This window comes from Mesorhizobium sp. WSM4830 (assembly GCF_055811495.1).
The window spans coordinates 59325-81696 of record NZ_JBVVQI010000006.1; the positions used below are offsets into that span (position 1 = coordinate 59325).

Annotated in this window: 30 protein-coding genes; 16 read left to right on the top strand and 14 right to left on the bottom strand. The window is 62.1% G+C overall.

Features of this window, described 5'->3' with window-relative positions; translation table 11 throughout:
• Positions 1-51: 51 nt before the first annotated feature.
• Together purB and AC0L2Y_RS10265 are read left to right on the top strand one after the other, a co-directional pair.
• Complete coding sequence (purB, locus tag AC0L2Y_RS10260; RefSeq protein ID WP_473555835.1) at positions 52-1359, top strand: adenylosuccinate lyase; 1308 nt, start codon at positions 52-54, stop codon at positions 1357-1359.
• Positions 1359-1931 (top strand): RBBP9/YdeN family alpha/beta hydrolase, encoded by a 573-nt coding sequence (locus AC0L2Y_RS10265; protein ID WP_473555836.1) that lies wholly within the window; start codon positions 1359-1361, stop codon positions 1929-1931. Before purB ends, AC0L2Y_RS10265 begins: the two co-directional genes overlap by 1 nt.
• A gap of 1 nt (position 1932) precedes the next feature.
• Here the strand turns inward: AC0L2Y_RS10265 and AC0L2Y_RS10270 are convergent, their stop codons facing one another.
• Entirely contained in the window at positions 1933-2745 is an 813-nt protein-coding gene (locus AC0L2Y_RS10270) for a VOC family protein (protein WP_352492448.1), read from the bottom strand.
• A 271-nt stretch (positions 2746-3016) separates the two neighbouring features.
• Here AC0L2Y_RS10270 and AC0L2Y_RS10275 point away from each other — a divergent pair, with 271 nt between their 5' ends.
• The gene (locus AC0L2Y_RS10275) at positions 3017-3565 is read left to right on the top strand and encodes an RBBP9/YdeN family alpha/beta hydrolase (RefSeq protein ID WP_473556070.1); all 549 of its coding nucleotides are present in this window, start codon (positions 3017-3019) and stop codon (positions 3563-3565) included.
• Here AC0L2Y_RS10275 and AC0L2Y_RS10280 read toward each other — a convergent pair.
• Positions 3562-4335: an HpcH/HpaI aldolase family protein gene (locus AC0L2Y_RS10280; protein WP_473555839.1), complete on the bottom strand. Its 774-nt coding sequence runs from the start codon at positions 4333-4335 to the stop codon at positions 3562-3564. The genes AC0L2Y_RS10275 and AC0L2Y_RS10280 overlap by 4 nt on opposite strands.
• 120 nt (positions 4336-4455) lie before the next feature.
• Positions 4456-4776: a DUF1476 domain-containing protein gene (locus AC0L2Y_RS10285; protein ID WP_023674726.1), complete on the bottom strand. Its 321-nt coding sequence runs from the start codon at positions 4774-4776 to the stop codon at positions 4456-4458.
• Between the two features lie 270 nt (positions 4777-5046).
• Here AC0L2Y_RS10285 and purC point away from each other — a divergent pair, with 270 nt between their 5' ends.
• From purC to AC0L2Y_RS10320, 7 genes are read left to right on the top strand one after another with little or no spacing between them, the layout of a single operon-like run.
• Positions 5047-5841, top strand: a complete 795-nt coding sequence (gene purC, locus AC0L2Y_RS10290; protein WP_023674725.1) for a phosphoribosylaminoimidazolesuccinocarboxamide synthase — start codon at positions 5047-5049, stop codon at positions 5839-5841.
• A 40-nt stretch (positions 5842-5881) separates the two neighbouring features.
• Entirely contained in the window at positions 5882-6124 is a 243-nt protein-coding gene (purS, locus tag AC0L2Y_RS10295; protein WP_352492490.1) for a phosphoribosylformylglycinamidine synthase subunit PurS, read from the top strand.
• A gap of 18 nt (positions 6125-6142) precedes the next feature.
• Positions 6143-6397, top strand: a complete 255-nt coding sequence (locus tag AC0L2Y_RS10300; RefSeq protein WP_352492450.1) for a hypothetical protein — start codon at positions 6143-6145, stop codon at positions 6395-6397.
• Positions 6394-7062 (top strand): phosphoribosylformylglycinamidine synthase subunit PurQ, encoded by a 669-nt coding sequence (purQ, locus tag AC0L2Y_RS10305; protein ID WP_352492451.1) that lies wholly within the window; start codon positions 6394-6396, stop codon positions 7060-7062. The genes AC0L2Y_RS10300 and purQ overlap by 4 nt, the downstream gene beginning before the upstream one ends.
• Positions 7063-7093: 31 nt before the next feature.
• A complete protein-coding gene (locus tag AC0L2Y_RS10310) occupies positions 7094-7759 on the top strand; it encodes a glutathione S-transferase family protein (protein ID WP_473555841.1) in 666 nt (221 codons plus the stop codon).
• 2 nt (positions 7760-7761) lie between these two features.
• Positions 7762-8172, top strand: a complete 411-nt coding sequence (locus tag AC0L2Y_RS10315; RefSeq protein ID WP_473555844.1) for a hypothetical protein — start codon at positions 7762-7764, stop codon at positions 8170-8172.
• Positions 8173-8176: 4 nt separating this feature from the next.
• Complete coding sequence (locus tag AC0L2Y_RS10320; protein WP_473555846.1) at positions 8177-8824, top strand: Pr6Pr family membrane protein; 648 nt, start codon at positions 8177-8179, stop codon at positions 8822-8824.
• A 184-nt stretch (positions 8825-9008) separates the two neighbouring features.
• Here the strand turns inward: AC0L2Y_RS10320 and AC0L2Y_RS10325 are convergent, their stop codons facing one another.
• The 3 genes from AC0L2Y_RS10325 to AC0L2Y_RS10335 all read right to left on the bottom strand — a co-directional run bounded on the left by AC0L2Y_RS10325 (position 9009) and on the right by AC0L2Y_RS10335 (position 9786).
• The gene (locus tag AC0L2Y_RS10325; protein ID WP_473555847.1) at positions 9009-9254 is read right to left on the bottom strand and encodes a hypothetical protein; all 246 of its coding nucleotides are present in this window, start codon (positions 9252-9254) and stop codon (positions 9009-9011) included.
• Positions 9247-9498, bottom strand: coding sequence for a type II toxin-antitoxin system prevent-host-death family antitoxin (locus tag AC0L2Y_RS10330; protein WP_473555849.1), 252 nt, complete (start codon positions 9496-9498; stop codon positions 9247-9249). The genes AC0L2Y_RS10325 and AC0L2Y_RS10330 overlap by 8 nt, the downstream gene beginning before the upstream one ends.
• A 135-nt stretch (positions 9499-9633) precedes the next feature.
• A complete protein-coding gene (locus tag AC0L2Y_RS10335; protein WP_473555852.1) occupies positions 9634-9786 on the bottom strand; it encodes a DUF1127 domain-containing protein in 153 nt (50 codons plus the stop codon).
• Between the two features lie 186 nt (positions 9787-9972).
• Here AC0L2Y_RS10335 and AC0L2Y_RS10340 point away from each other — a divergent pair, with 186 nt between their 5' ends.
• From AC0L2Y_RS10340 to AC0L2Y_RS10350, 3 genes are all read left to right on the top strand, one after another.
• On the top strand, positions 9973-11385 hold the full coding sequence (locus AC0L2Y_RS10340; RefSeq protein WP_473555854.1) for an aminotransferase-like domain-containing protein: 1413 nt from the start codon (positions 9973-9975) through the stop codon (positions 11383-11385).
• A gap of 149 nt (positions 11386-11534) precedes the next feature.
• Entirely contained in the window at positions 11535-13772 is a 2238-nt protein-coding gene (gene purL, locus AC0L2Y_RS10345) for a phosphoribosylformylglycinamidine synthase subunit PurL (RefSeq protein ID WP_352492491.1), read from the top strand.
• A gap of 86 nt (positions 13773-13858) precedes the next feature.
• Positions 13859-14092, top strand: coding sequence for a BolA/IbaG family iron-sulfur metabolism protein (locus tag AC0L2Y_RS10350; RefSeq protein ID WP_023674714.1), 234 nt, complete (start codon positions 13859-13861; stop codon positions 14090-14092).
• A gap of 12 nt (positions 14093-14104) precedes the next feature.
• Here AC0L2Y_RS10350 and AC0L2Y_RS10355 read toward each other — a convergent pair whose 3' ends face one another.
• Positions 14105-14911, bottom strand: a complete 807-nt coding sequence (locus AC0L2Y_RS10355) for a phosphodiester glycosidase family protein (protein WP_473555856.1) — start codon at positions 14909-14911, stop codon at positions 14105-14107.
• A gap of 162 nt (positions 14912-15073) precedes the next feature.
• Between AC0L2Y_RS10355 and grxD the strand changes: the two genes are divergently transcribed.
• Both grxD and AC0L2Y_RS10365 read left to right on the top strand, forming a co-directional pair.
• A complete protein-coding gene (grxD, locus tag AC0L2Y_RS10360; protein ID WP_023674712.1) occupies positions 15074-15409 on the top strand; it encodes a Grx4 family monothiol glutaredoxin in 336 nt (111 codons plus the stop codon).
• A gap of 156 nt (positions 15410-15565) precedes the next feature.
• The gene (locus AC0L2Y_RS10365; RefSeq protein ID WP_473555858.1) at positions 15566-16810 is read left to right on the top strand and encodes a multidrug effflux MFS transporter; all 1245 of its coding nucleotides are present in this window, start codon (positions 15566-15568) and stop codon (positions 16808-16810) included.
• A 19-nt stretch (positions 16811-16829) separates the two neighbouring features.
• On the opposite strand, the gene AC0L2Y_RS10370 is transcribed toward AC0L2Y_RS10365, so the two are convergent.
• From AC0L2Y_RS10370 to rpsD, 4 genes are all read right to left on the bottom strand, one after another.
• Complete coding sequence (locus AC0L2Y_RS10370; RefSeq protein WP_473555859.1) at positions 16830-17237, bottom strand: hypothetical protein; 408 nt, start codon at positions 17235-17237, stop codon at positions 16830-16832.
• Between the two features lie 49 nt (positions 17238-17286).
• Positions 17287-18114 (bottom strand): inositol monophosphatase family protein, encoded by an 828-nt coding sequence (locus AC0L2Y_RS10375; protein ID WP_473555862.1) that lies wholly within the window; start codon positions 18112-18114, stop codon positions 17287-17289.
• Entirely contained in the window at positions 18104-18991 is an 888-nt protein-coding gene (gene ttcA / locus AC0L2Y_RS10380) for a tRNA 2-thiocytidine(32) synthetase TtcA (RefSeq protein WP_473555863.1), read from the bottom strand. Before ttcA ends, AC0L2Y_RS10375 begins: the two co-directional genes overlap by 11 nt.
• 152 nt (positions 18992-19143) lie before the next feature.
• Positions 19144-19761, bottom strand: a complete 618-nt coding sequence (rpsD, locus tag AC0L2Y_RS10385) for a 30S ribosomal protein S4 (protein ID WP_473555865.1) — start codon at positions 19759-19761, stop codon at positions 19144-19146.
• Positions 19762-20141: 380 nt separating this feature from the next.
• Here rpsD and AC0L2Y_RS10390 point away from each other — a divergent pair, with 380 nt between their 5' ends.
• Complete coding sequence (locus AC0L2Y_RS10390; protein WP_023674706.1) at positions 20142-20354, top strand: hypothetical protein; 213 nt, start codon at positions 20142-20144, stop codon at positions 20352-20354.
• Between the two features lie 93 nt (positions 20355-20447).
• On the opposite strand, the gene AC0L2Y_RS10395 is transcribed toward AC0L2Y_RS10390, so the two are convergent.
• From AC0L2Y_RS10395 to AC0L2Y_RS10405, 3 genes are all read right to left on the bottom strand, one after another.
• Complete coding sequence (locus AC0L2Y_RS10395) at positions 20448-20636, bottom strand: DUF3008 family protein (protein ID WP_023674705.1); 189 nt, start codon at positions 20634-20636, stop codon at positions 20448-20450.
• A gap of 75 nt (positions 20637-20711) precedes the next feature.
• Positions 20712-21524, bottom strand: a complete 813-nt coding sequence (gene murI / locus AC0L2Y_RS10400) for a glutamate racemase (RefSeq protein ID WP_473555867.1) — start codon at positions 21522-21524, stop codon at positions 20712-20714.
• A gap of 156 nt (positions 21525-21680) precedes the next feature.
• Positions 21681-22352 (bottom strand): DUF805 domain-containing protein, encoded by a 672-nt coding sequence (locus AC0L2Y_RS10405; protein ID WP_473555869.1) that lies wholly within the window; start codon positions 22350-22352, stop codon positions 21681-21683.
• Between the last annotated feature and the right edge of the window lie 20 nt (positions 22353-22372).

The window sequence follows — 22372 nt, forward strand, 5'->3', positions numbered from 1 at the left end:
CCTGCCTCTGTTAGGACGCGGGCAAATGCTCTCGCAAGTCAGGACCGACTGATGATCCCTCGCTACTCCCGGCCGGAAATGGTGGCCATCTGGTCGCCCGAAACCCGGTTTCGCATCTGGTTCGAGATCGAGGGCTACGCCTGCGACGCGTTGGCCGAGCTCGGCGTCATCCCGAAGGAGGCCGCCAAGACCATCTGGGAGAAAGGCGGGACGGCGAAATTCGATGTCGAAGCGATCGACGAGATCGAGCGCGTCACAAAGCATGACGTCATCGCCTTTCTCACCCATCTTGCCGAATTCGTCGGGCCGGATGCCCGCTTCATCCACCAGGGCATGACATCCTCCGACGTTCTCGACACCTGTTTTGCCGTGCAGCTCACCCGCGCCAGCGACATCCTGCTGGCCGACATTGACGGGCTGCTTGCGGCGCTCAAGCGCCGCGCCTTCGAGCACAAGGACACCATCACCATCGGCCGCAGCCACGGCATCCATGCCGAGCCGACCACCTTCGGCGTCAAGCTGGCGCAGGCCTATGCCGAATTCTCGCGTTGCCGCGAGAGGCTGGTGCACGCACGCGAGGACATCGCCACCTGCGCCATCTCGGGTGCGGTCGGCACTTTCGCCAATATCGATCCATATGTCGAAGAATACGTGGCCAGGAAACTCGGACTGAAGCCCGAGCCGGTGTCGACGCAGGTGATTCCGCGCGACCGCCACGCGATGTTCTTCGCCACGCTCGGCGTGATCGCCTCGTCGATCGAGCGGCTGGCGATCGAGGTGCGCCATCTGCAGCGCACCGAGGTACTTGAAGCAGAAGAGTACTTTTCACCCGGACAGAAGGGTTCGTCGGCGATGCCGCACAAGCGCAACCCGGTGCTGACCGAGAACCTCACCGGCCTTGCCCGCATGGTGCGCTCCTTCGCATTGCCGGCAATGGAGAATGTGGCGCTCTGGCACGAGCGCGACATCTCTCATTCCTCGGTCGAGCGCATGATCGGGCCCGACGCGACGGTAACGCTCGATTTCGCGCTCTCACGGCTGACCAGCGTTGTCGACAAACTGCTCGTCTACCCCGACAACATGCTGAAGAACATGAACAAATTCCGCGGCCTTGTGCATTCGCAGCGCGTGCTGCTAGCGCTGACGCAAGCCGGCGTTTCGCGCGAGGACGCCTACCGGCTGGTGCAGCGCAATGCGATGAAGGTGTGGGAGCAAGGCGCTGATTTTCTTGAGGAACTTCTGGCCGACAAGGACGTTGTCGCAGCCTTGCCCGAGGCAGAGATCCGCGAGAAATTCGACTTGGGCTATCATACCAAGCACGTCGATACGATCTTCAGCCGAGTGTTTGGAGAAGCCTGATGATTTCGTCGGCCGGAGATTTCGATTTCCTTGCCCTGCCCGGGCGCGGCAATTCCGGGCCGGATCATTGGATGTCGCATTGGTGCCGGGTGTTCCCCAATTCGAGCCGCGTGCTGCAGGCTGAGTGGGACCGGCCGAAGCCTGAAGACTGGATCGGCCAGGTGGATGCCGCGGTGGCCGCCGCACCGCGCCGCGTCGTGCTGCTTGCGCATTCGCTGGCGGTGGCGACGGCGGTGAAGTGGGCTGCTAACGCCAGCCAAAGCCAACTCGACAAGGTCGCGGCGGCATTCCTGGTTGCCGCGACCAATGTCGAGGATACCGATCCCTCATTCGACGCGGTGCGCCCGTTCGCACCGATGCCGCTGAAGCGCCTGCCCTTCCCGACATTGGTAGTGGCGAGCCGCAGCGACCCACGCGTCACCATCGACAAGGCAAGCGCTTTTGCCGCAGCCTGGGGCGCGGATATCGTCGATGCCGGCGATCTCGGCCATATGGGAAACGAGGCCCGCCTGGGCGTATGGCCAGCGGGCCTGCTGATGCTTGGACGCCTGCTTGAGAAGGCGAACCTCTAGCCTACGCCTTGCCGGGAACCGTCCTTATCACTGTGCCCCACGGGTCCTCGCGGGTGGTCTCGCTTGCGGCATTGTCCGAGCGCATCTCGACCCAGGCCAAGCCGGAGCGGGAGGGATCGCGGCGACCGGCGCCCGCGCTCTGCCACGCATTTGCGCCAATGTGGTGATGATAGCCACCGGACGATAGGAACACCGCCGCGCCACCGTACTTTGCCACTGTGTCGAAACCGAACTCCTGATGCCACCATGCTTCGGCTTCTTCCGGCCTGCCGACGCGCAAATGGACGTGGCCGATAATGCTGTTTTCCGGCGCGCCCTGCCAACCGGTGTCACCGGCCGGCACTTCGGCAACCACCGAAGGGATGTTCAGCCGCTCCGTCGCCATCGCTATCTTGTCGCCATTCCATTTCCAATCCTGCGGACGGCGGTCGGCATAGATCTCGATGCCGTTGCCTTCCGGATCGGTTAGATAAAGCGCCTCGCTGACCAGATGATCGGATGCGCCCTCGATGCCGATCTTGCCGGCGATGGCGTGATTGATCCAGCGGCCGAGATCGGCCCGACCGGGTAGCAGGAAGGCGGTGTGGAAAAGACCGGCGCTGCGCGGATCATCGGGTTTCGCCGCCGGATCCGCTTCGATGTCGAGCAAAGGACGATTGACTGCACCGAGCGTAATCGTGCCGCCGGAGCGGCTCAGTTCCTGCAAACCGACGACTTTGCGATAGTAGGCAGCGAGATTTTCTGCATCGCGCGCCCGCAAGCCGACGCGGGCAACGCTGACCGGGGTCGTCGCAGCAAAAGGCAGTTCGCTCATCAAAGTGCTCCGTTCAGGCGGCGCTCGACAAGCTTCCAATGGAGGAACCCGGCGCCATCAATCATTCTACGCCGTGTCCGTGCCAAAATCTCGGAACAGCCATTCTTTCCTGGGCACAGATCGTCGATCGCGGTCGTTCACACAAGAGCGCAAGAAGCGAACATGGTGTTCACAATAGCGAGCAGAACCGGGCTCGTGAGCGGCCGTTCGCGTGTCGCTGTCGAGTTCATACCCGGTTGCACCCGACAACGCGTCTCGCTACATGCGCGCCATGAAAGTCAGGGAAGCAGATATTCTCATCGTGCCGGGCTACACCAATTCCGGCCCCGATCATTGGCAGAGCCGCTGGCAGTCGAAACTGTCGACAGCACGCCGCGTCGAGCAGGCGGAATGGTCGAAGCCGGTGCGCGAGGATTGGACGGCCGGTGTGGCCAAAGCGGTCAACGAGGCCGAGCGGCCGGTCGTCATCGTCGCTCATTCGCTTGGCGTCGCCGCGGTCGTCCAGGCCTTGCCTCGGTTCGAGCGGCCGGTCGCCGGCGCTTTTTTCGTGGCGCCGCCCGATGTCGCCAATCCAAAGATAAAGCCCAGGCACCTGATGACCTTCGGCCCCTATCCGCGCGACCCGCTGCCGTTTCCGTCGGTGGTGATCGCCAGCCGCAACGACCCGTTCTGCGCCTTCGGCGCCGCCGAGGACATTGCCGCGGCGTGGGGCTCGCTGTTCATCGATGCCGGCGATGCCGGCCATCTCAACGCAGATTCCGGCTTCGGCCCTTGGCCCGAAGGATCGATGACCTTCGCGAAATTCCTGACGGATCTCTAGGAAGCGATTGAGCCCCTGACGCTGTTCAGCAGGGTCTTTGCCCCAAGCGAAATCAGCGAATGCTCGGAACCCATCGCCAGCAGCCGGTAGCCCATCGACACCACGCGACCGGCAATGGCCGGTTCCATCACATAGATCGCCGCATGCTTCCCGGCTTTACGGGTGCGCTCGGCGATCGAGGCGACGGTCTCCATCATGCTCTCCAGCGTCGAACTGACGGCGGTCCCCTTCGACCAGGCGATCGAGAAATCCGAAGGGCCTAGGAAGATACCGTCGATGCCGGGCGTGTCGAGGATGCCGTCGAGTGCCTCAAGCGCGGCGCGCGTTTCGACCATGGCGAACGCCATGGTGCGCTGATTGCTGTCGCGCAGCCAGTCGGAATGATCGCCCTTGCCATGGCGCGGAAAGGCATAGGTGGGCCCCCAGGAGCGCTCGCCGAGCGGCGGGTATTTCATGGCGGCGGCAAACAGCCTTGCGTCCGCCACTGAATTCACCATCGGCGCGATCACCGCCTCGGCGCCGAAGTCGAGCGCGCGGCTGGCCATGTCGAAGCGGCCGACCGGAATGCGCACCAAAGCCGGCTTGTTGGCGGCCAGCACCGGCACAAGCCCGCGCAGTACGCTGTCCTCGTGATGGCCACCATGCTGCATGTCGAGCGTAACCGCGTCGAACCCTTGTCTGGCCAGTATTTCGACCGTCAAGGCATCCGGCACACCGGACCATGCGGTGAACAGCGTCTCGTCGGCCGCAAGGCGTGACTTCAGGGACATTGGCGATTTCCTCTTTGCTTGCAGCAATTCAGCCGGAAACGACCGCAAAGGCAAAGAAAAACCGCCCGGCTGGGCCGGGCGGTCGATTGGTCCAGCATTCTATCGATACCGGCGGAAAGATCAGGTGTTCTTGATCTGCTCGATCGCCTGCGCCATCAATTCATCCATGGTGCGGCGGATCTGATGGTCCGACTGGTCGATGCCGGCCGCATCGAAATCCTTGCGTATCTTGCGGAAAACGTCGTGATCGCCGGCTTCCTCGATGTCGCTGACGACCACTTCCCTGGCATAAGCGTCGGCATCGGCACCTGACTTGCCGAGCTTTTCGGCAGCCCACAGGCCGAGCGCTCTGTTGCGGCGTGCCGCGGCCTTGAACCGAAGTTCCTCGTCGAATGCGAATTTGCGCTCAAAGCCCTCTTCGCGGTCTTTCATGCTGCTCATGGCATCCCTCCGTGAAATCCGATTCGTTGCGCCAATATGTGTTGCCGGAGCACAAACCAAAAGGGCGCCGGCCGGTCAATATGCTACATTGGTTGCTGCGCTGCGGCATTTCGGTCCCCGAAAGCGGTTGATTGAAAGGATTTGCCGATTGAGCAAACAGTGCGATTGGGATAGACACCGGCATTGAACCCCACCGTCGCCATCTTATTTTAGGCAGACGGACAGGAACTGGTCGCTTGCCGCCTGCCCGCAAATCCAGAGAAAAATCAGATGAAAAATCGCCGCCGCATTTATGAAGGCAAGGCCAAGATCCTTTATGAGGGACCGGAGCCTGGCACGCTGATCCAGTTCTTCAAGGACGACGCCACCGCTTTCAACAAGAAGAAGCATGAAATCGTCGATGGCAAAGGCGTGCTCAACAACCGCATTTCCGAGCACATCTTCAATCATCTCAACCGGATGGGCATTCCGACCCACTTCATCCGCCGGCTCAACATGCGCGAGCAGCTGATCAAGGAAGTCGAGATCATCCCGCTCGAAGTGGTGGTGCGCAACGTCGCCGCCGGCTCGCTGGCCAAGCGCCTGGGCATCGAGGAAGGCACCGTGCTGCCGCGCTCGATCATCGAATTCTACTACAAGGCCGATGCGCTCGACGATCCGATGGTATCGGAAGAGCACATCACCGCCTTCGGCTGGGCGAGCCCGCAGGAGATCGACGACGTCATGGCGCTGGCCATCCGCGTCAATGACTTCCTTTCCGGCCTGTTCATGGGCGTCGGCATCCAGCTCGTCGATTTCAAGATCGAATGCGGCCGCCTGTTCGAAGGCGACATGATGCGCATCGTCGTCGCCGACGAGATCTCGCCGGATTCCTGCCGGCTGTGGGACGTGGCGACCCAGGACAAGCTCGACAAGGACCGCTTCCGCCGCGACATGGGCGGGTTGGTCGAAGCTTATCAGGAAGTTGCCCGCCGACTCGGCATCATGAACGAGAACGAACCGCCGCGTCCGGCCGGGCCGGTGCTGGTCGCATCGACCGATGGCGTCAAAGGCAAGCCGCACTGACGGCTTGCCCGCTCAACAGATGAACAGGAGCATGTCCAGCGTGATCAAGGCCCGCATTACCGTGACCCTCAAGAACGGCGTGCTCGACCCACAAGGCAAGGCAATCGAGCATGCGCTGTCCGCAATGGGTTTCGGCGGCGTTGGCCAGGTGCGGCAAGGCAAGGTTTTCGATGTCGAGCTTGCCGAGGGCGACAGGGCCAAGGCCGAGGCCGATCTGAAAGCCATGTGCGACAAGCTTCTAGCGAATACGGTGATTGAGAACTATAGTGTAGCCATTACCTGAGGTTGTGCCGGAGGGTAGATGACGGAAGCCACGAATGAGTTGATGTATGAGCTTCTCAAGCGTGTGCATCACGAAGTCGCTGAACTTCGCCAGGACGTTTCCGAAGTGAAGCGGGAGTTGAATGTCGTTCGGGGTCACATGGTCGCAACACAAAGCGACATTCACAACATCTATGGCATTCTCGGCCGTCAAGACGATCGCCTTGAGCGCATAGAACGCCGTCTAGAATTGCGCGAACTCGCCGAAGCCCAGAGGCCCTACGAACCAAAATGAAATCAGCCGTCGTCCTGCTCCCCGGCCTCAATCGCGACCGCGACATGATTGCGGCGCTGACCAAGATTTCCGGCACGCCGCCGGTCACCGTCTGGCAGACCGACACCGAAATTCCTGATGTCGACCTGATCGCCATTCCCGGCGGCTTTTCCTTTGGCGATTATCTGCGCTGCGGTGCCATTGCCGCGCGCATGCCTGTGATGCGGGCTGTGGCCGAAAAGGCGGCCAAGGGCGTCACGGTGATCGGCGTCTGCAACGGTTTCCAGATCCTGGTCGAGGCAGGCCTGCTGCCGGGCGCCTTGATGCGCAACACTTCACTGAAATTCGTCTGCCGCGAGGTGAAGCTGCAGATCGCCAACGCCAACACGATGTTCACCCGCCGCTACCAGCCGGGTCAGGTCATCCGCGCGCCGGTGGCGCACCATGACGGCAATTATTTTGCCGATGCCGAAACGCTGACCCGCCTCGAAGGCGAAGGCCAGGTAGTGTTCCGCTATGCCGAAGGCACCAATCCCAACGGCTCGATCAACGACATTGCCGGCATCGTCAACGGCCGCGGCAACGTGCTCGGCCTGATGCCGCATCCGGAAAACCTGATCGAAGCGGCGCATGGCGGCAGCGACGGCCGGGCGCTGTTCGAAAGCGCGCTGGGCATCGCCGCTTGATGCCTTCAATTTTCCTCCTGGAGCGACGGTCATGAAACTCTATTCGCGGCCGTTGTCGCCCTATTCGTCGATCGTGCGGGCCCTGGCCTACATCAAGAACGTGCCGCTCAAGCTCATTGCACCACCGCCGGGGTTTCCCATCCCCGAAGCCTTTCGTGCTATCTCGCCGCTCAACCGGATTCCGGTGCTGATCACCGGTTCGGGCGAAACGATCGTCGAATCGGTGGTCATTGCCGAATACCTGGAGGAGCGCTTTCCCGAGCCTGCATTGCTGCCCAAGGATTCGAAAGACCGGGCGTTGGTGCGCATGTTCGCCCGCATCACCGACCTTGACGTGCTCGCCCCGATGATGAAGCTGTTCGAGCTCTATTTCGTGCCGCAGCGCAATGAGGCAGAGATCAAGGCACAGTTCGCCCGATTGCATCATGGGCTTGCGGCAATCGAGGCCCGCATGGCGCATGGCCCGTTCGCGCTCGGCGACGATATCTCTTTTGCCGATGCATGGCTGACGCCGACCCGCTTCGTCTTCAACAATTTCAGGGCGACGATCGGCCGCCCCGACTTGCTTGATGCCTATCCGAAATTCGATGCCTATGAGCAAATCGCCTTGCAGCATCCGGCGCTGTCGCGCGTCTGGGGTGAGATGACAGACGGTCTGAAGATCTTCCTGTCCGAGCTCAAGATGGGCGCCGCTTGAACATGAGACCGACGATCACGCGCCTCGCCTTCGCTACTGTCGCCGGGCTTGTACTCGCCTCCTGCCAGTCAGGCCCGAAGAGCACGCCGGCGCCGGCCGGCAAGAGCGCGTCACTGCTTGCTATGGAGCAGGTGGCAATCGCTGCCCACAAATGCTGGATCGCCAGCAAGGACCCTGCCTTCAAATCGTACCAGATGGCCAACGAACTGAATTCGTTCAGCGGCACGCCGCGCTTCCTGCTGGTGCCGGCCAAGCATTATGCCGGAAAGCCGCTGCTGGTCGTGCAGGCGCAAGGCAATTCGAGCCGCGTCGACGTGTTCGGCCCGCTGATGGCGGAACCGCTCGGCGCGCGCATCGGCTCGGACATTGCCCGCTGGCAGGCGGGCAATCCGGCCTGCGGCGCTGCTGCCTAGCCCGATGGGTCGCTTGCTGCAGATCACTGGTCTGGTCGTCGGCCTGGCCGGGCTGGTCCTGCAGCTCTGCATCACCGTCCCGGCATCAATGGAAGCCGGCCGCGGCTTTGTCGGCTCGCTGGTCTTCTATTTCAGCTTCTTCACCATCCTGACCAACATCGGCGCGGTGCTCGTCCATGCCTCGTTGCTGTCATCGACGGGTTACACCTGGTTTCCGGCCTTTGCCGGGCCACGGATGCGAGCGGGCGTAGCCGTCGCCATAACGCTGGTCCTCATCGTTTATGCAACGGTCCTGGCGCAGCTTTGGCAGCCGCAAGGATTGTTCCTGCTCTGCGACGTTCTTCTGCACTATGTGACGCCGGTGCTGTTCGTGCTGTGGTGGCTTGTGGCGGGCGCCGACGGCTCGACACGGTGGCGCGACATCTCCTGGTGGATGATCTATCCGGTCGTCTACCTGGCCTATGCGCTGCTGCGGGCACCGATTGCCGGCGAAGTGCCCTACCCGTTCCTCGACGTCTCCAAACACGGTGCGGCCAGCGTCGCCGTCTCGGCTCTGGCCATCACCGGACTTTTTCTGATGCTGTGCATTGTGGCGGTGCTTGTGGACCACGGTGTCACGCGGATCAGGGCGGAACGCATGCATCCGCGATGACGCTCTCCCGCCCTGGCCGCCTTTAGCGTCTTGGCACGGTTCGCGCGGCGCCTGCACGGATCGCCGCAGCAGCTTCACCGGCGATCCGTGACATGAACTTGCGCGTGAATTGGCCAAGCGGCTTGGCATCCTCGAGCGCCCAGCTCGTCGCGAGATCATCGGTGTTGAATTCATCGACGATAACCTAGGCTGGCGTATAGAGCGTGGCGCGACGGGCCTCCGTCTCAGGAATCTCGACGTAGTACGCGTCAGGGCGTGGCGGCTGACTCGTGATCGGAAAGAGCAGAGCCTGCTTGCGGCCATTCTTACCGGCAACGATCAGCATGACGCAAGTCGGCCGCGCCTTGCGTCCGCTCTCCTCGCCACGGTCATATTCCCTTGCCCACGGATAGGAGTAGAGAATGATCTGTCCGTGACCAAGCTCATTCATCCCGGACATCATCTCGCGCGATTGCGTCGAGGCCGGCTAGAAGCTCGTCGCGTTCCTCGGTCGACAGATCCTCGACGCGGTGCGCCCGCTGGGCGCTGCGACCGGTGATGCGGTCGAACTGCTCTGCCGTCAGGAGCACGAACTTTCGCTTGCCGCGCTTGGTGATGTCGACGGGACCACGGAACGCGGCCTCGACGACCTCGCCGGATTTGTTACCGAGATCTGTGAGGGTGAAACTCGCCATGACCATCTCCTTCACACCGGAAAAGAGGTGGAATAGCTGTTTTCAGCAATACCCCTATTCATCAGAAGCGTCGCAGGCGGGAATCCGGTGAACGCAAGAAGGAGGGCGCATCTCCTCAATGACCAGCGTGGCGGCTCAGTCCCAGAACGGCCTCAGACCCTCACGATGGGCATCGCAGCGCGAAATGCCGATATCCTTGAGTTGGGCGTCGGTCATCTCGAGCAGGACCAGCCGACTTCGCCGGCGATCCAGCAGGCTGTCGATCCATCGGACCAATGACGTGACCACTTGCACGAGCCGGCGAACATAGGATCTCCGGCCCGACGAGCGGCTTCCGGTCAATTCAACTGCCGCGTATCGGATTGTCTCTATTGTACCCATTTGTCTTCTGCCAATATTGCAATTGTGCCCTTTTATACGGCCCGCTTCATATGTATTGACTCTCATTTCGGTGCAATGTAGAAAATTGTCACCATGACAACTTGGCTTCCAGATCTTACCGCCGGTACCGGCCCACTCTATCAGCGGCTTGCCGATTCCATCGAGACAGACATCGACCGCGGCCTGATCGGTGCAGGAGCAAAGCTGCCGCCGCAGCGCGATCTGGCATACGACATCGGCACGACCGTCGGCACCGTCGGCAGGGCCTATCAATTGCTGCGCGAGCGCGGTCTGGTGAGCGGCGAGGTCGGCCGCGGAACCTATGTTCTCGCTCAGCAGTCGGAGAGCGCAAAGCCGGAGTTCCTGGGGACGGTCGAACAAGGCACGCGCTATATGGATGCGCCCGGCGACAAGCTGCGCTTCGATAGCACCGCCGCACCGGATGTCGGCCAGGGCGCCATCGTCGCCGACGTGTTGACACGCACGGCCCAAGACCATCCGCATGAGATTTCAAGCTACACGCGTGACTTCCCGGACCGCTGGTTCGAGGCCGGCAGGCGCTGGCTGTCGCGCAATTCCTTTCGCCCGGCCGCAGATGCAATCGTTCCTACGCTCGGCACCCACGCCGCGGTGATGGCAACCATTGCGGGGCTCACCGCCCCAGGCGACTATGTCGTCTTCGAGCACCTCACCTATTCGCAGATTTCCCGCAGCGCCGGCCTTATTGGTCGCCGGACCGCATTGGTGGCGGCTGACGACGAGGGCATCGATCCCGAGGATTTCGAACGCGTCTGTGCACAAAAGCATCCGAAGATGATGTTTTTGATGCCGACGGCCAAAAATCCGACGTTGACAACGCTGTCGGCCTCGCGCCGCGAGGCAATCGCGCATATCGCCCGTCAATACAACGTCGTCCTGATCGAGGACGATCTCTATGGCGGACTGACCGATGATCCGACACCTTTGTTGGCCGAATATGCTCCCGAACGGACCATCGTTGCCGGCGGCCTGTCGAAATCGGTCGCGGCGGGTGTTCGCGGCGGTTGGCTCGCCTGCCCGCCGGCCTATCGTCACCGCATCCGGGTCGCCCACAAGATGATGACGGGCGGCCTGCCCTTCCTGCTGGCGGAGGTGGGCAGCCGGCTGGTGCTGTCCGGTCAGGCCGCCGAGATGCGCAAGCGCAGCATTGGCGAGGTCGGTGCGCGCATTGCGATCGTGCGCCAGACACTCGACGGCTTCGACTTCAAGGCGCTGGATAATGTGCCCTTCGTCTGGCTCACTTTGCCGGACCCATGGCTTTCCGGCACTTTCAAACAAGCTTGCCTCGAACACGGCGTGCTCATCGACGACGAGGACGAGTTCAAGGCGGGACGTTCCGAACAGGCCTTTCACGGCGTGCGGTTTGGCATCTCGCAGCCGCGACAGCGGGACGATATCGCGCACGGCGTCGCGGTGATCCGGCGGCTTCTGGACGAAGGCCGCGCCGGCTATGACAGCTTTTCCTGAACCGGCTTGAAACCGGCGGGTTGAGTGGCGATCTTTCGCTACTTGCGGCCAGCTGTTGCTTTCCGTCGTTTTAGTCATCCGACGGGGTGTATCGGCTGCAAAGCTTGCGATAAGACGGGACTCGATCCCAAGGACACAAATTGCCGATCATGACCATTTCCAATTCCGTGCCGATCACTCCGGAACTCATTGCCGCGCACGGGCTGAAGCCCGACGAGTACCAGCGCATCCTCGACCTGGTCGGGCGCGAGCCGAGCTTTACCGAACTCGGTATTTTTTCGGCGATGTGGAACGAGCATTGTTCCTACAAATCGTCGAAGAAGTGGCTGCGCACGCTGCCGACCACCGGGCCGCAAGTCATCCAGGGCCCGGGCGAGAATGCCGGCGTGGTCGACATTGGCGATGGCGACTGCGTCGTCTTCAAGATGGAGAGCCATAACCATCCCTCCTATATCGAGCCTTATCAGGGAGCTGCGACCGGCGTCGGCGGCATCCTGCGTGATGTCTTCACCATGGGCGCGCGGCCGATCGCGGCGATGAACGCGCTGCGCTTCGGTGCGCCGGACCATCCCAAAACCAGGCACCTCGTTGCCGGCGTCGTTTCCGGGGTCGGTGGCTACGGCAATTCCTTCGGCGTGCCGACGGTCGGCGGCGAGGTCAATTTCGACGCCCGCTACAATGGCAATATCCTGGTCAATGCGTTTGCCGCGGGCCTCGCGAAGACAGACGCAATCTTTCTGTCCGAGGCCAAGGGCGTCGGCCTGCCGGTCGTCTATCTCGGCGCCAAGACCGGGCGCGACGGTGTCGGCGGCGCCACCATGGCCTCGGCCGAATTCGACGACAAGATAGACGAGAAGCGCCCCACCGTGCAGGTTGGCGATCCGTTCACCGAAAAATGCCTGCTCGAAGCCTGCCTCGAACTGATGGCGTCCGGCGCCGTTATCGCCATCCAGGACATGGGTGCCGCCGGCCTCACCTGCTCTGCCGTAGAAATGGGCGCCAAGGGCGACCTCGGCATCGAGCTCGATCTCGACAAGGTGCCGGTGCGTGAAGAGCGTATGAGCGCCTATGAGATGATGCTTTCGGAGAGCCAGGAGCGCATGCTGATGGTGCTGCGCCCCGAAAAGGAAAAACAGGCCGAGGCGATCTTCCACAAATGGGGCCTTGATTTTGCCATCGTCGGCAAGACCACCGACGATCTGCGCTTCCGCGTGCTGCACCAGGGCGACGAGGTCGCCAACCTGCCGATCAAGGATCTCGGCGACCAGGCGCCGGAGTATGACCGTCCCTGGGTCGAGCCGAAGAAGCCGGTGCCATTGGCTGGCGATGCACCGCAAGCCGATGTGGCCGACGCACTGCTCAAGCTGCTGGGCGGACCGGACCTTTCCTCGCGCCGCTGGGTGTGGGAGCAGTACGACACGCTGATCCAGGGCAATTCGTTGCAGCTTCCCGGCGGCGACGCCGGCGTCGTGCGCGTCGACGGCCACCCGACCAAGGCGCTCGCCTTCTCCTCCGACGTGACGCCGCGCTATTGCGAAGCCGACCCTTACGAGGGCGGCAAGCAGGCGGTGGCCGAATGCTGGCGCAATCTGACAGCCACTGGCGCTCTGCCGCTCGCTGCCACCGACAACCTCAATTTCGGCAATCCCGAACGGCCGGAGATCATGGGCCAGCTGGTTGGCGCTGTGAAAGGCATCGGCGATGCCTGCCGGGCGCTCGGCTTTCCGATCGTCTCCGGCAACGTCTCGCTCTACAATGAGACCAACGGACAGGGCATCCTGCCCACGCCAACCATCGGCGGCGTCGGTCTGATTGCCGACTGGTCGAAAATGGTGCGCATCGGCTTTGCCGCCGAAGGCCAGATGATCGTGCTGGTCGGCGCGCCGACCATGTGGGGCACGCATCTTGGCCAGTCCGCCTATATGCGCGACATCCATGGCCGCGCCGACGGCCCGCCGCCGCCGGTCGATCTCGACCACGAGAAGCGGGTCGGCGACCATGTGCGGGCGCTGATCGGCTCCGGCGTCGTTACCGCGGCGCATGACGTTTCCGATGGCGGCATCGCGGTGGCGCTGGCCGAGATGGCGATGGCCTCAGGCATCGGCGCGACCATTCCCGGCCTGATCGGTACAGATCCGGTCCCGGTCTGGTTCGGCGAGGATCAGGGCCGCTATCTCCTGACGCTGTCGATCGACCCGCAGAGCGAGGCGTGGGACGCCATTCGCGAACAGCAAAGCAAGCTCGGCATCTTCGCACCATGGATCGGCTCGACCGGCGGCAGCGAATTGAAGCTGGGCGAGGCACGTGCGATACCGGTCAGCGAATTGACCGCCGCCCACGAATCCTGGTTCCCTCGCTTCATGGCAAATGAGGTCGTGGATCCGTGATGTGATCGAGTGGCGCCCCTTCGGTGTGGTTCATACGCCATTTCGACCATATCTATGAGATCACGACCTGAACAAGGAATCCTCGCATGGCAATGGACGCCCACGACATCGAACGGCTGATCAAGGAAGGCATTCCGGACGCCAAGGTGACGATTCGCGACCTGGCCGGCGATGGCGACCATTATGCGGCCGAGGTTGTGGCCGAAAGCTTTCGCGGCAAAAGCCGCGTCCAGCAGCACCAGATGGTCTATGACGCGCTGAAGGGCAACATGGGCGGCGTGCTGCACGCGCTTGCCCTGCAGACCAGCGTGCCGGACTGAACTCCCTTCCAGTTATCGCCTCGCAAGCGTCTTCCCGGTCACGGCAATGATCGGCCCGGCCGTATAGTTTCCACCAACAATCATCCGCTCGCCGTTCGACAGCGCCGAAACGACGCCGTCGAAGAAAAGCGCGTTGGCGCAGTCGAGCCCATCGCGAAATAGCCGTGCGAAGCTGCCGAGGCTGACTTCAGAGCGCGAGATCGCCAGCACGACGGTGTTTTCGTCACGCACGCCGACGCCGTTGCGGATATAGCGCGATGTGCCGTTCTGCTCGAAGCGAGGATGAAGCCGGCCGTCGATCACCAGCATCGGGCCGGATTGCGTGGCAAACATCACGTCCGGCCTGGCGGCAGCATAGGCGCTTGTCTCCATGACCGCCGCCTTGCCGTCCTTGCGGACCAGGAACACGCCGTTCGGTTTCAGGAAGAAATTGCCTTCGCTGTCGGCGACGTTGATCGGCGCCTTCTCCTGGCCGTCTTCGACGAGAAGGCCGACTGGGGTCAGGTCTTGGTGATACATGCCGGCGTTCATGGCGAGCAGCACCGTCCGGCCCTGATCCGCCATCGCCTTGTCGAATTTGTCCAGTGAACCGAAAGCCTTGCCGTCGAGGCCTGTGTGGAACACACCGACGTCATAGCGGCGCAGATCGATCTCGCAGACGACATAGGCGACCGCCTCGAAGCTCGCATCGCGGCACAGCGCCGGCAATTCACCGCCGACGACCAGCGGTGGCTCTCTCGGCGACTTGGCCCACCAGATCAAGATCAATGCGGCGACCAGAACGGCGAGGAGGAACCCGGCGGGATATCGTCTTTTCATCGCGCCTCGGGGAAGATGGTGGCCAACGGCTTGGCCCAAGGTCGGACGTTCCTTTGCGCCATTTGCATGGCAAGGCGGCAAACATCTTGTTTCGCGCAACCCATGGGTTTATTTGAAGGGTAATGTTCGAGCCTGACTCCCACAGGCATGAAAGGGTTTTCCATGAGCGGCATCAACGACTACATCGACAATGAAGTGAAGGGCAACGACGTCGTTCTCTTCATGAAGGGCACGCCCGGCTTCCCGCAATGCGGATTTTCCGGCCAGGTCGTGCAGATCCTCGACTATATCGGCGCTGACTATAAAGGCGTCGACGTGCTGACGTCGGCCGAACTGCGGCAAGGCATCAAGGACTACTCCAACTGGCCGACCATCCCGCAGCTCTACGTCAAGGGCGAGTTCGTCGGCGGCTGCGACATCATCCGCGAGATGTTCCAGGCAGGCGAATTGCAGACCTTCCTCGTCGAAAAGGGCGTCAGCGTCAAAGGCGCCGCCTGACTTCTGTTTCTGCGTATGACCTTCCGATTGCGATTTTCGGGGGTCAAGCGCTAAGCGCCGGGGCAGCTTGGCAAAAAGTTCTGCCCGGTATCGGGGCAATCAACGAATGGATGCGTCGGCCAGCCGGCGCATTTTCGTTTGAGGATCGGACTGGCCGTGGATCAGCAAGCACAAGCGCAGCAAAAGGCAAGCACCTTGCCCATTCCGCGCTGGGAATTCATTGCGCTGTGCGCGGCGCTGATGGCGCTCAATTCGCTGGCCATCGATATCATGCTGCCGGCGCTGCAGCAGATCGGCGCCTCGCTCGGCGTCGAAAATGAAAACCACCGGCAATATGTGGTCACCGCCTATATCCTTGGCTTTGGCGGCGGACAGCTGTTCTTCGGGCCGATCTCGGACCGCTTCGGGCGCCGCGCGCCGCTCGTCGCAGGGCTGGTGATCTACGTCGTGGCGGCCGGCGCTGCGGCAATCGCCCCGTCATTCGCCACGCTTCTGCTATGCCGGGCCGTGCAAGGCATCGGTGCGGCGGCGACGCGCGTCATTGCCGTCTCGATCGTGCGCGATACGTTCGACGGAAGGCGCATGGCCGAAGTCATGTCCTTGATCTTCATGGTGTTCATGGCAATTCCGGTGGTGGCGCCCGGTATCGGCCAGTTCATCATGCTGTTTGCGACCTGGCATGTGATCTTCGTCACCATGGCAGCCGGCGCACTGATCGTGTCCGCCTGGTCGCTGCTGCGCCTGCCCGAGACACTACACCCCGAATATCGCCGGCCGCTGACGCTGTCCTCCATCATTGGCGGCTTCCGCATCGTTCTCACCAACCGCATCGCGCTCTGCTACGCCTTCGCCAGCACCTTCATCTTCGGCGCCATGTTCGGCTTCATCGCCTCGGCCCAGCAGATCTATGTCAGCGTGTTCGATGTCGGCGAGATGTTCCCGGTCATCTTCGCGGGGGTTGCCGGCGTGCTTGCTTTTTCGAACTACCTGAACTCGCGCCTCGTCGGCCGCATCGGCATGCGCCGTCTGTCGCAAAGCGCGCTGCTGCTGTTTCTGGCAATCAGCCTTGCCTGGCTGGTCGTTTCCATCGAAATGAAGATGCCGCTCTGGCTCTTCATTATCTTCTTTGCCTGCGCCATGGTCCCGTTCGGCGCGCTCGGCGCGAACTTCAACGCGCTCGCCATGGAGCCGCTGGGGCACCTGGCCGGCACTGCGTCGTCGATTCTTGGGTTCATGCAGACATTTCTTGGCGGCATTCTCGGCACGCTGATCGGCCAAGCCTTCAACGGCACGGTGACGCCGCTGGCCGCCGGGTTCTGCAGCGTGTCAGTGGCAGCGCTGCTGATGATCCTCCTGGCCGAGCGCGGCAGACTGTTCCAGCCGCATAACCCGCCGGTTTAATGCACATTGCGGGGCGCGCCTAGGATGCACCCTCACTGACCGCGGTGAAGCGAGGGAACAGCGTACGTCCTGCGATTGCTCCACCCATGCTGTCCGAAACGGGCAGTGGGAGAGCCTTGTCGAGCGCCTCGAGGACGGAAGCCACGAAGGCTCGGTTGAGCGGACCGTCGTCCCCTAGATGGGAGTAAGTGGCGCGCGGTTTGCCGATAAGCGTGCCGTTTCGGCGAATTGAGAACTGCAGCGTCAGGGTCATGCCCGCGGTTCCGGGCGGCGGCTCCCAGCAGGCGAAGATCGCGGAGAACATCTCGTCTATGGTGTCGACGGAGTCGGGGCTGCGACATGCGCGTTCCTCAGATCTTGCTTCATTGACACCGGCAACCAAGGCAAGGGCAAAGGCCGTTGCAATAATTGCGGACCGAGGTTTCATTCGAGGTTTCCGGTTTCGCACAGGATTGGACAAGTTTGGCAGCGAAGAATTATTCGGCCCAGAGCTCGCGGCGCAGCTCTCGCCAGCTCTCCCGGTCCGGCGCGACCAGCAGGCCACCTCCGACATGCGACGGCAGATAGGCGCTGCCGTCGAAGCGCGCGGCATGGCCGCCGGCCTCCGCATGGATCAGCACGCCGGCCAGGTGATCCCAGGGCATCAGCTTGTTGTAGACGACGAAATGGCCGTGGCCGCTGGCCAGCAGGCGGTATTCGTGAGCGGCGCAGCGATAATTGAACTGCGATAGCGACTTGGTCTGGTTGCGCGCCAGACGTGAGCGGTCCGGCTCGGGCACATAGTGCCATGAGACCGCACCGGTCATTTCCGACATCGGCGCCGGTTTGGCGACATGGACCTTTTCCAGATTGCCATGGGCATGGCGGATATGGCTGCCGGCGCCACTAACGCCGATCAGCCAGTCCTTGCCGACGGGATCGTGAATGATGCCGGCGACCGTCTCGCCCTTGATCACGACGCCAAGCATGACGCCGAATAGCGGCACGCCGGAGGCGAAGTTGAAAGTGCCGTCGACCGGGTCGATGACGAAGGCGAGTTCGGCATCGCCGAGACCGTCGAGCAGCGTCGGGTCGTCGGAGCAGGCCTCCTCGCCGACGATCATTGCGTGGGGATAACGCTCAAGCAGCCTGGCGGTGATGAGCCGTTCGGCATTGACGTCGGCCTCGGTGACGAGATCGGCGGCCGAAGTCTTGCGACGGACGTCGCCCTCGCTCAACCGGCGAAAGCGCGGCATGATCTCGGCGACGGCGGCTTCCGACAGAAGGTCGGCAAGCCAGTCGATCGCGCTATCGTCAAATGTCATCGGGACGCCTGGTGGTGAGGGTTTCGTTGAGGGCGGAGAAATCGAACAGTTTCCTGTCGAGCAGATGCGACGTGCGCACATTGGCCATGGCGCGGATCATCGTGTCCTTGCGGCCGGGCATGCGCTTCTCGATGTCGTCGAGCATCGCCTTCATGGCGTTGCGCTGCAGACCTTCCTGGCTACCGCACAGATCGCACGGAATGATCGGGAACTTCATGGCGCCGGCGAATTTCTCGAGATCGGCTTCCGCACAATAGGCGAGCGGCCGCAGCACCATGACATCGCCTTCGTCGTTGAGCAGCTTCGGCGGCATGGCGGCCAGGCGCCCGCCATGGAACAGGTTCATGAAGAAGGTTTCCAGTATGTCCTCGCGGTGATGACCGAGCACCAGGGCCGAGCAGCCCTCCTCGCGCGCAATGCGATAGAGATGGCCGCGCCGCAGCCGCGAGCACAGCGAGCAATAGGTGCTGCCCTCGGCCAGCTTGTCGGTGACCACCGAATAGGTGTCCTGATATTCGATGCGATGAGGAATGGCATATCTATCGAGATAATCGGGCAATATGTGCTTGGGAAAGTTCGGCTGGCCCTGGTCGAGATTGCAGGCCAACAGCTCGACCGGTAGCAGCCCGCGCCATTTGAGATCGAGCAGCACGGCAAGCAGGCCGTAGGAATCCTTGCCGCCCGACAGAGCGACCAGCCAACGGTCGCCGGGCCTCACCATGGAGAAATCGTCGATCGCCTGGCGGGCAAGCCGCAACAGCCGTTTGCGCAGCTTGTTGAACTCGACGGAGGACGGCACATCGGCAAACAGCGGATGAAAGCCGCCTTCGGCGTCGGCGATCGGGTCAAGCGTTTTGGCGTCTGGCTGCATGTTCACGGCGCGTCGGCCCTAAAGTCCTGTTGCCGCCCGCAGTAGCGCATCGGACCGAAAATCGAAATCGATTTCCGAATCACGTCCCGGAAAAGGAACGAAAAAAGAAAAGGCCGCCTCGAGGGCGGCCCTTCCTTGTATCGCAACGAACGCGCCGATCAGCGCGAATAGAACTCGACGACCAGGTTCGGTTCCATCTGCACGGCAAACGGAACGTCCGCCAGGCCGGGAATGCGCGTGAAGGCCGCGGTCATCTTGTTGTGATCGGCCTCGATGTAATCGGGCACGTCGCGCTCGGCCAGGCCCACCGATTCCAGCACGATGACCAGCTGCTTCGACTTCTCGCGCACTTCGATGATGTCGCCCGGCTTGCAGCGGAACGAGCCGATGTTGACGCGCTTGCCGTTGACGTTGACGTGGCCGTGATTGACGAACTGGCGCGCCGCAAAGATTGTCGGCACGAACTTGGCGCGGTAGACGACCGCGTCGAGACGCGATTCGAGCAGGCCGATCAGGTTCTCCGAGGTGTCGCCCTTGCGGCGGTCCGCCTCTTCATAGACCTTGCGGAACTGCTTTTCCGAAACGTCGCCATAGTGGCCCTTCAGCTTCTGCTTGGCGCGCAGCTGCAGGCCGAAATCGGAAAGCTTACCCTTGCGGCGCTGACCATGCTGGCCGGGGCCGTATTCACGCTTGTTGACCGGGGACTTCGGGCGGCCCCAGATGTTTTCGCCGAGACGGCGGTCGATCTTGTACTTCGCGGATTCGCGCTTGCTCATCGCATTCCCTTTCAAAACAACGCACCCGGAACCTCATGGTCCGGGTGAAGGAAACGCGCCCTCCTCTGGCCTCCGTTTTCGAGACCTGACAGGGTTTTCCACGCAACGCGACGGAAAGCCCACGGGACACGTCATTTCAAATAAGACATAGGGAAAGTAAAACCGGCTTCCCAAACGTCTTGCACACATAAAGAAAACCACCGGGCATTGCGGCCCGGTGTTGGTGGGCTGGTTAAACGGAGATTTAACCGCTGTCAAGCTTCCGGCTGGCGCGAATCGCCGAACCGGGTAGTGTCATGGTTGTAGAACGTGCCGGATGTGGCGGGAGGTTGCGCCAGCGGCATCAGGAAGGGACTGAAATCAGAGGAGCTGGAATTCGCATGAAGAAGTTCTTCCTTACGTTGGTAGGAGCCGCGGTGATGGCCGGCACGATGGCGGTCGCGCCCGAGCCGGCGCAGGCGCGGCATTGGCACGGGCACAGGCATCACCAGGTCTGCCGCATCGTGGTCAAGAAGAAGGTGGTATGGCGCCACGGCCATCGCAAGGTCATCCGCTACAAAGTGCGGCGCTGCGGTTGGGGCTGGAACTGGTAATTTTTCGGCCTCGCCCGTTGAGACTTCAGGGCCCGCGGCTCAGCCGCGGGCCCTTTTAATTGACCGGCATCCGCGGCCTGAACGGTCAGTCGATCAGTGTTTCGACTTCTTTTCCGGCAGGCCCTTGCGCTTGGTCTCGGCGAATTCCTCGAGCTGTTTTTCGCTCATGGATTTATACATTCCCTTCGACGCGCCTTTGAGCGCGCCCTTCTTGGTCTCGCCGCGCTTGGCTGACAATGCCGCGCCGGCCGCTTTCTGCTGGGCTTTTGAGGTGGCTGGCATGATGGTTTCTCCCGTTCCAATGAGAGGAAAACGCATTGTCTGGTGCGATGTTCCCAAAGCGACAATTGCCTGCGGTCAGGGTATCGCCAGGCCAAATCCCTGCATCAGCCGGCGCGTGGGAAAATTGGCGCTGTTCGAGGTGAAGAACGCAAGGTCGGCGCCTTCCGGCAGCGCCTCTCTGCGATTACCGGCCTCGGTATCGGCAAGCAGCGAGAGCGCCCGGCGCGCGATCGCCTCGGCCGGGTCCAGCCAGTCGACCGGCCAAGGTGCTGTTTTCCGCATGCGGTTGGCCAAAAAAGGATAGTGAGTGCAGGCAAGCACGACGATGTCGGTGCGCAGCCCGTCATGCTCGACGAAGCACGGCGCGATCTCGGCGCGCACGGCGTCCTCGTCGACAAAACCGTCGCGCATATAGGCTTCGGCCAATCCCGCCAGCCTGTCGCTGCCGACCAGGCGGACATGGCATGTCTGCGCCCATCTGCTGATCAGGTCGCGCGTGTACTGGCGCTTGACGGTGCCGGGCGTAGCCAGCACCGAAACCAGGCCTGAGCGCGTGCGTTCCGCCGCCGGCTTGATGGCCGGCACGGTGCCGACGAAAGGGTGGCCGGGAAACCTCTCGCGCAAGGCATCGATGACCAGTGTCGAGGCGGTGTTGCAGGCGATGACCGAAATGGCCGGCGAAAACCGGTCGAGCAGCCTGGCGAACAACTCCAGGATATGTGTTCTCAGCGCCGGCTCCTCCCAGGCGCCGAAGGGGAACGCCGCGTCGTCGGCGACATAGATGAAGCGGCGGTCAGGCATCAGGACGCGCGCCTCACGCAGCACGGTGAGGCCGCCAATGCCGGAATCGAACATCAGGATCGGACGGGCGCTCGATGAATCGGTCATTGTCATTGAGTCACTAAGGGCTGGGAATCACTGAAGGCTGGGGAATCACAAACGAGATCACGAGAGAAGGCCGGCCCATGCATTTTGCTTCGGCCAATGATGCATTATCCCGGATGCTTCTATGTGGAGCCATCGTGGCCTTGATGCGGCAGCCGGTCACACAAGACCGCGCTTGCCGAAACCGCCGGCCCGCGGTCGGCCGTTCGCGGGAGATGCAGATTGAGATGCAGCGGGGTTCGACGACACCGGTGCGGCGCGCTTGGCGGAGGGCGCAGCCAGAGCCGTCACGCCGGCGGCTGACGCTGAATGAAGCGCCGCGGTGCCTCGCAGCGGCCCGGGCCGGTCGAAATCGTCGAAACTCAGGGATGACGCCATATCCGAAGAGCCACCATCCGCCGGCTTGGCCGCCAAGATGACGGCCCACAGCCCAACAAGAGCTAATCCCAGCAGGTTAAGGCCGGAATGCGTATCTTCGCCGTCGAATTTTACGACAAGAACAGTGCCGGCCTGCAGGATCGCGAACAGCGTCGAGAACACGATATACGACCAAAGGATCCAACCCGACCCTTGCGCGTCGCGGCTTCGACGCCAGGCGAAATTCGCGCGGAATAGAACGATCACCAGCGAGGCGACGAGAACGGCCGCGGCCAGTCCTTCCCTGGAAGGACCAGGTTGCGAATTGGCCAAGCCCTCGATGCCGATGGTCCACAAGACGCACAGCACAAAGGTCACGATTTCCGCAACCAGCAGAGCCACGGAATAGAAGAAAAAGCGAAGACGACCGATATTTGAGCTAAACATCCCAGAATCCATCGTTTTGAAAACCATGGATCAAACCAAATAAAATT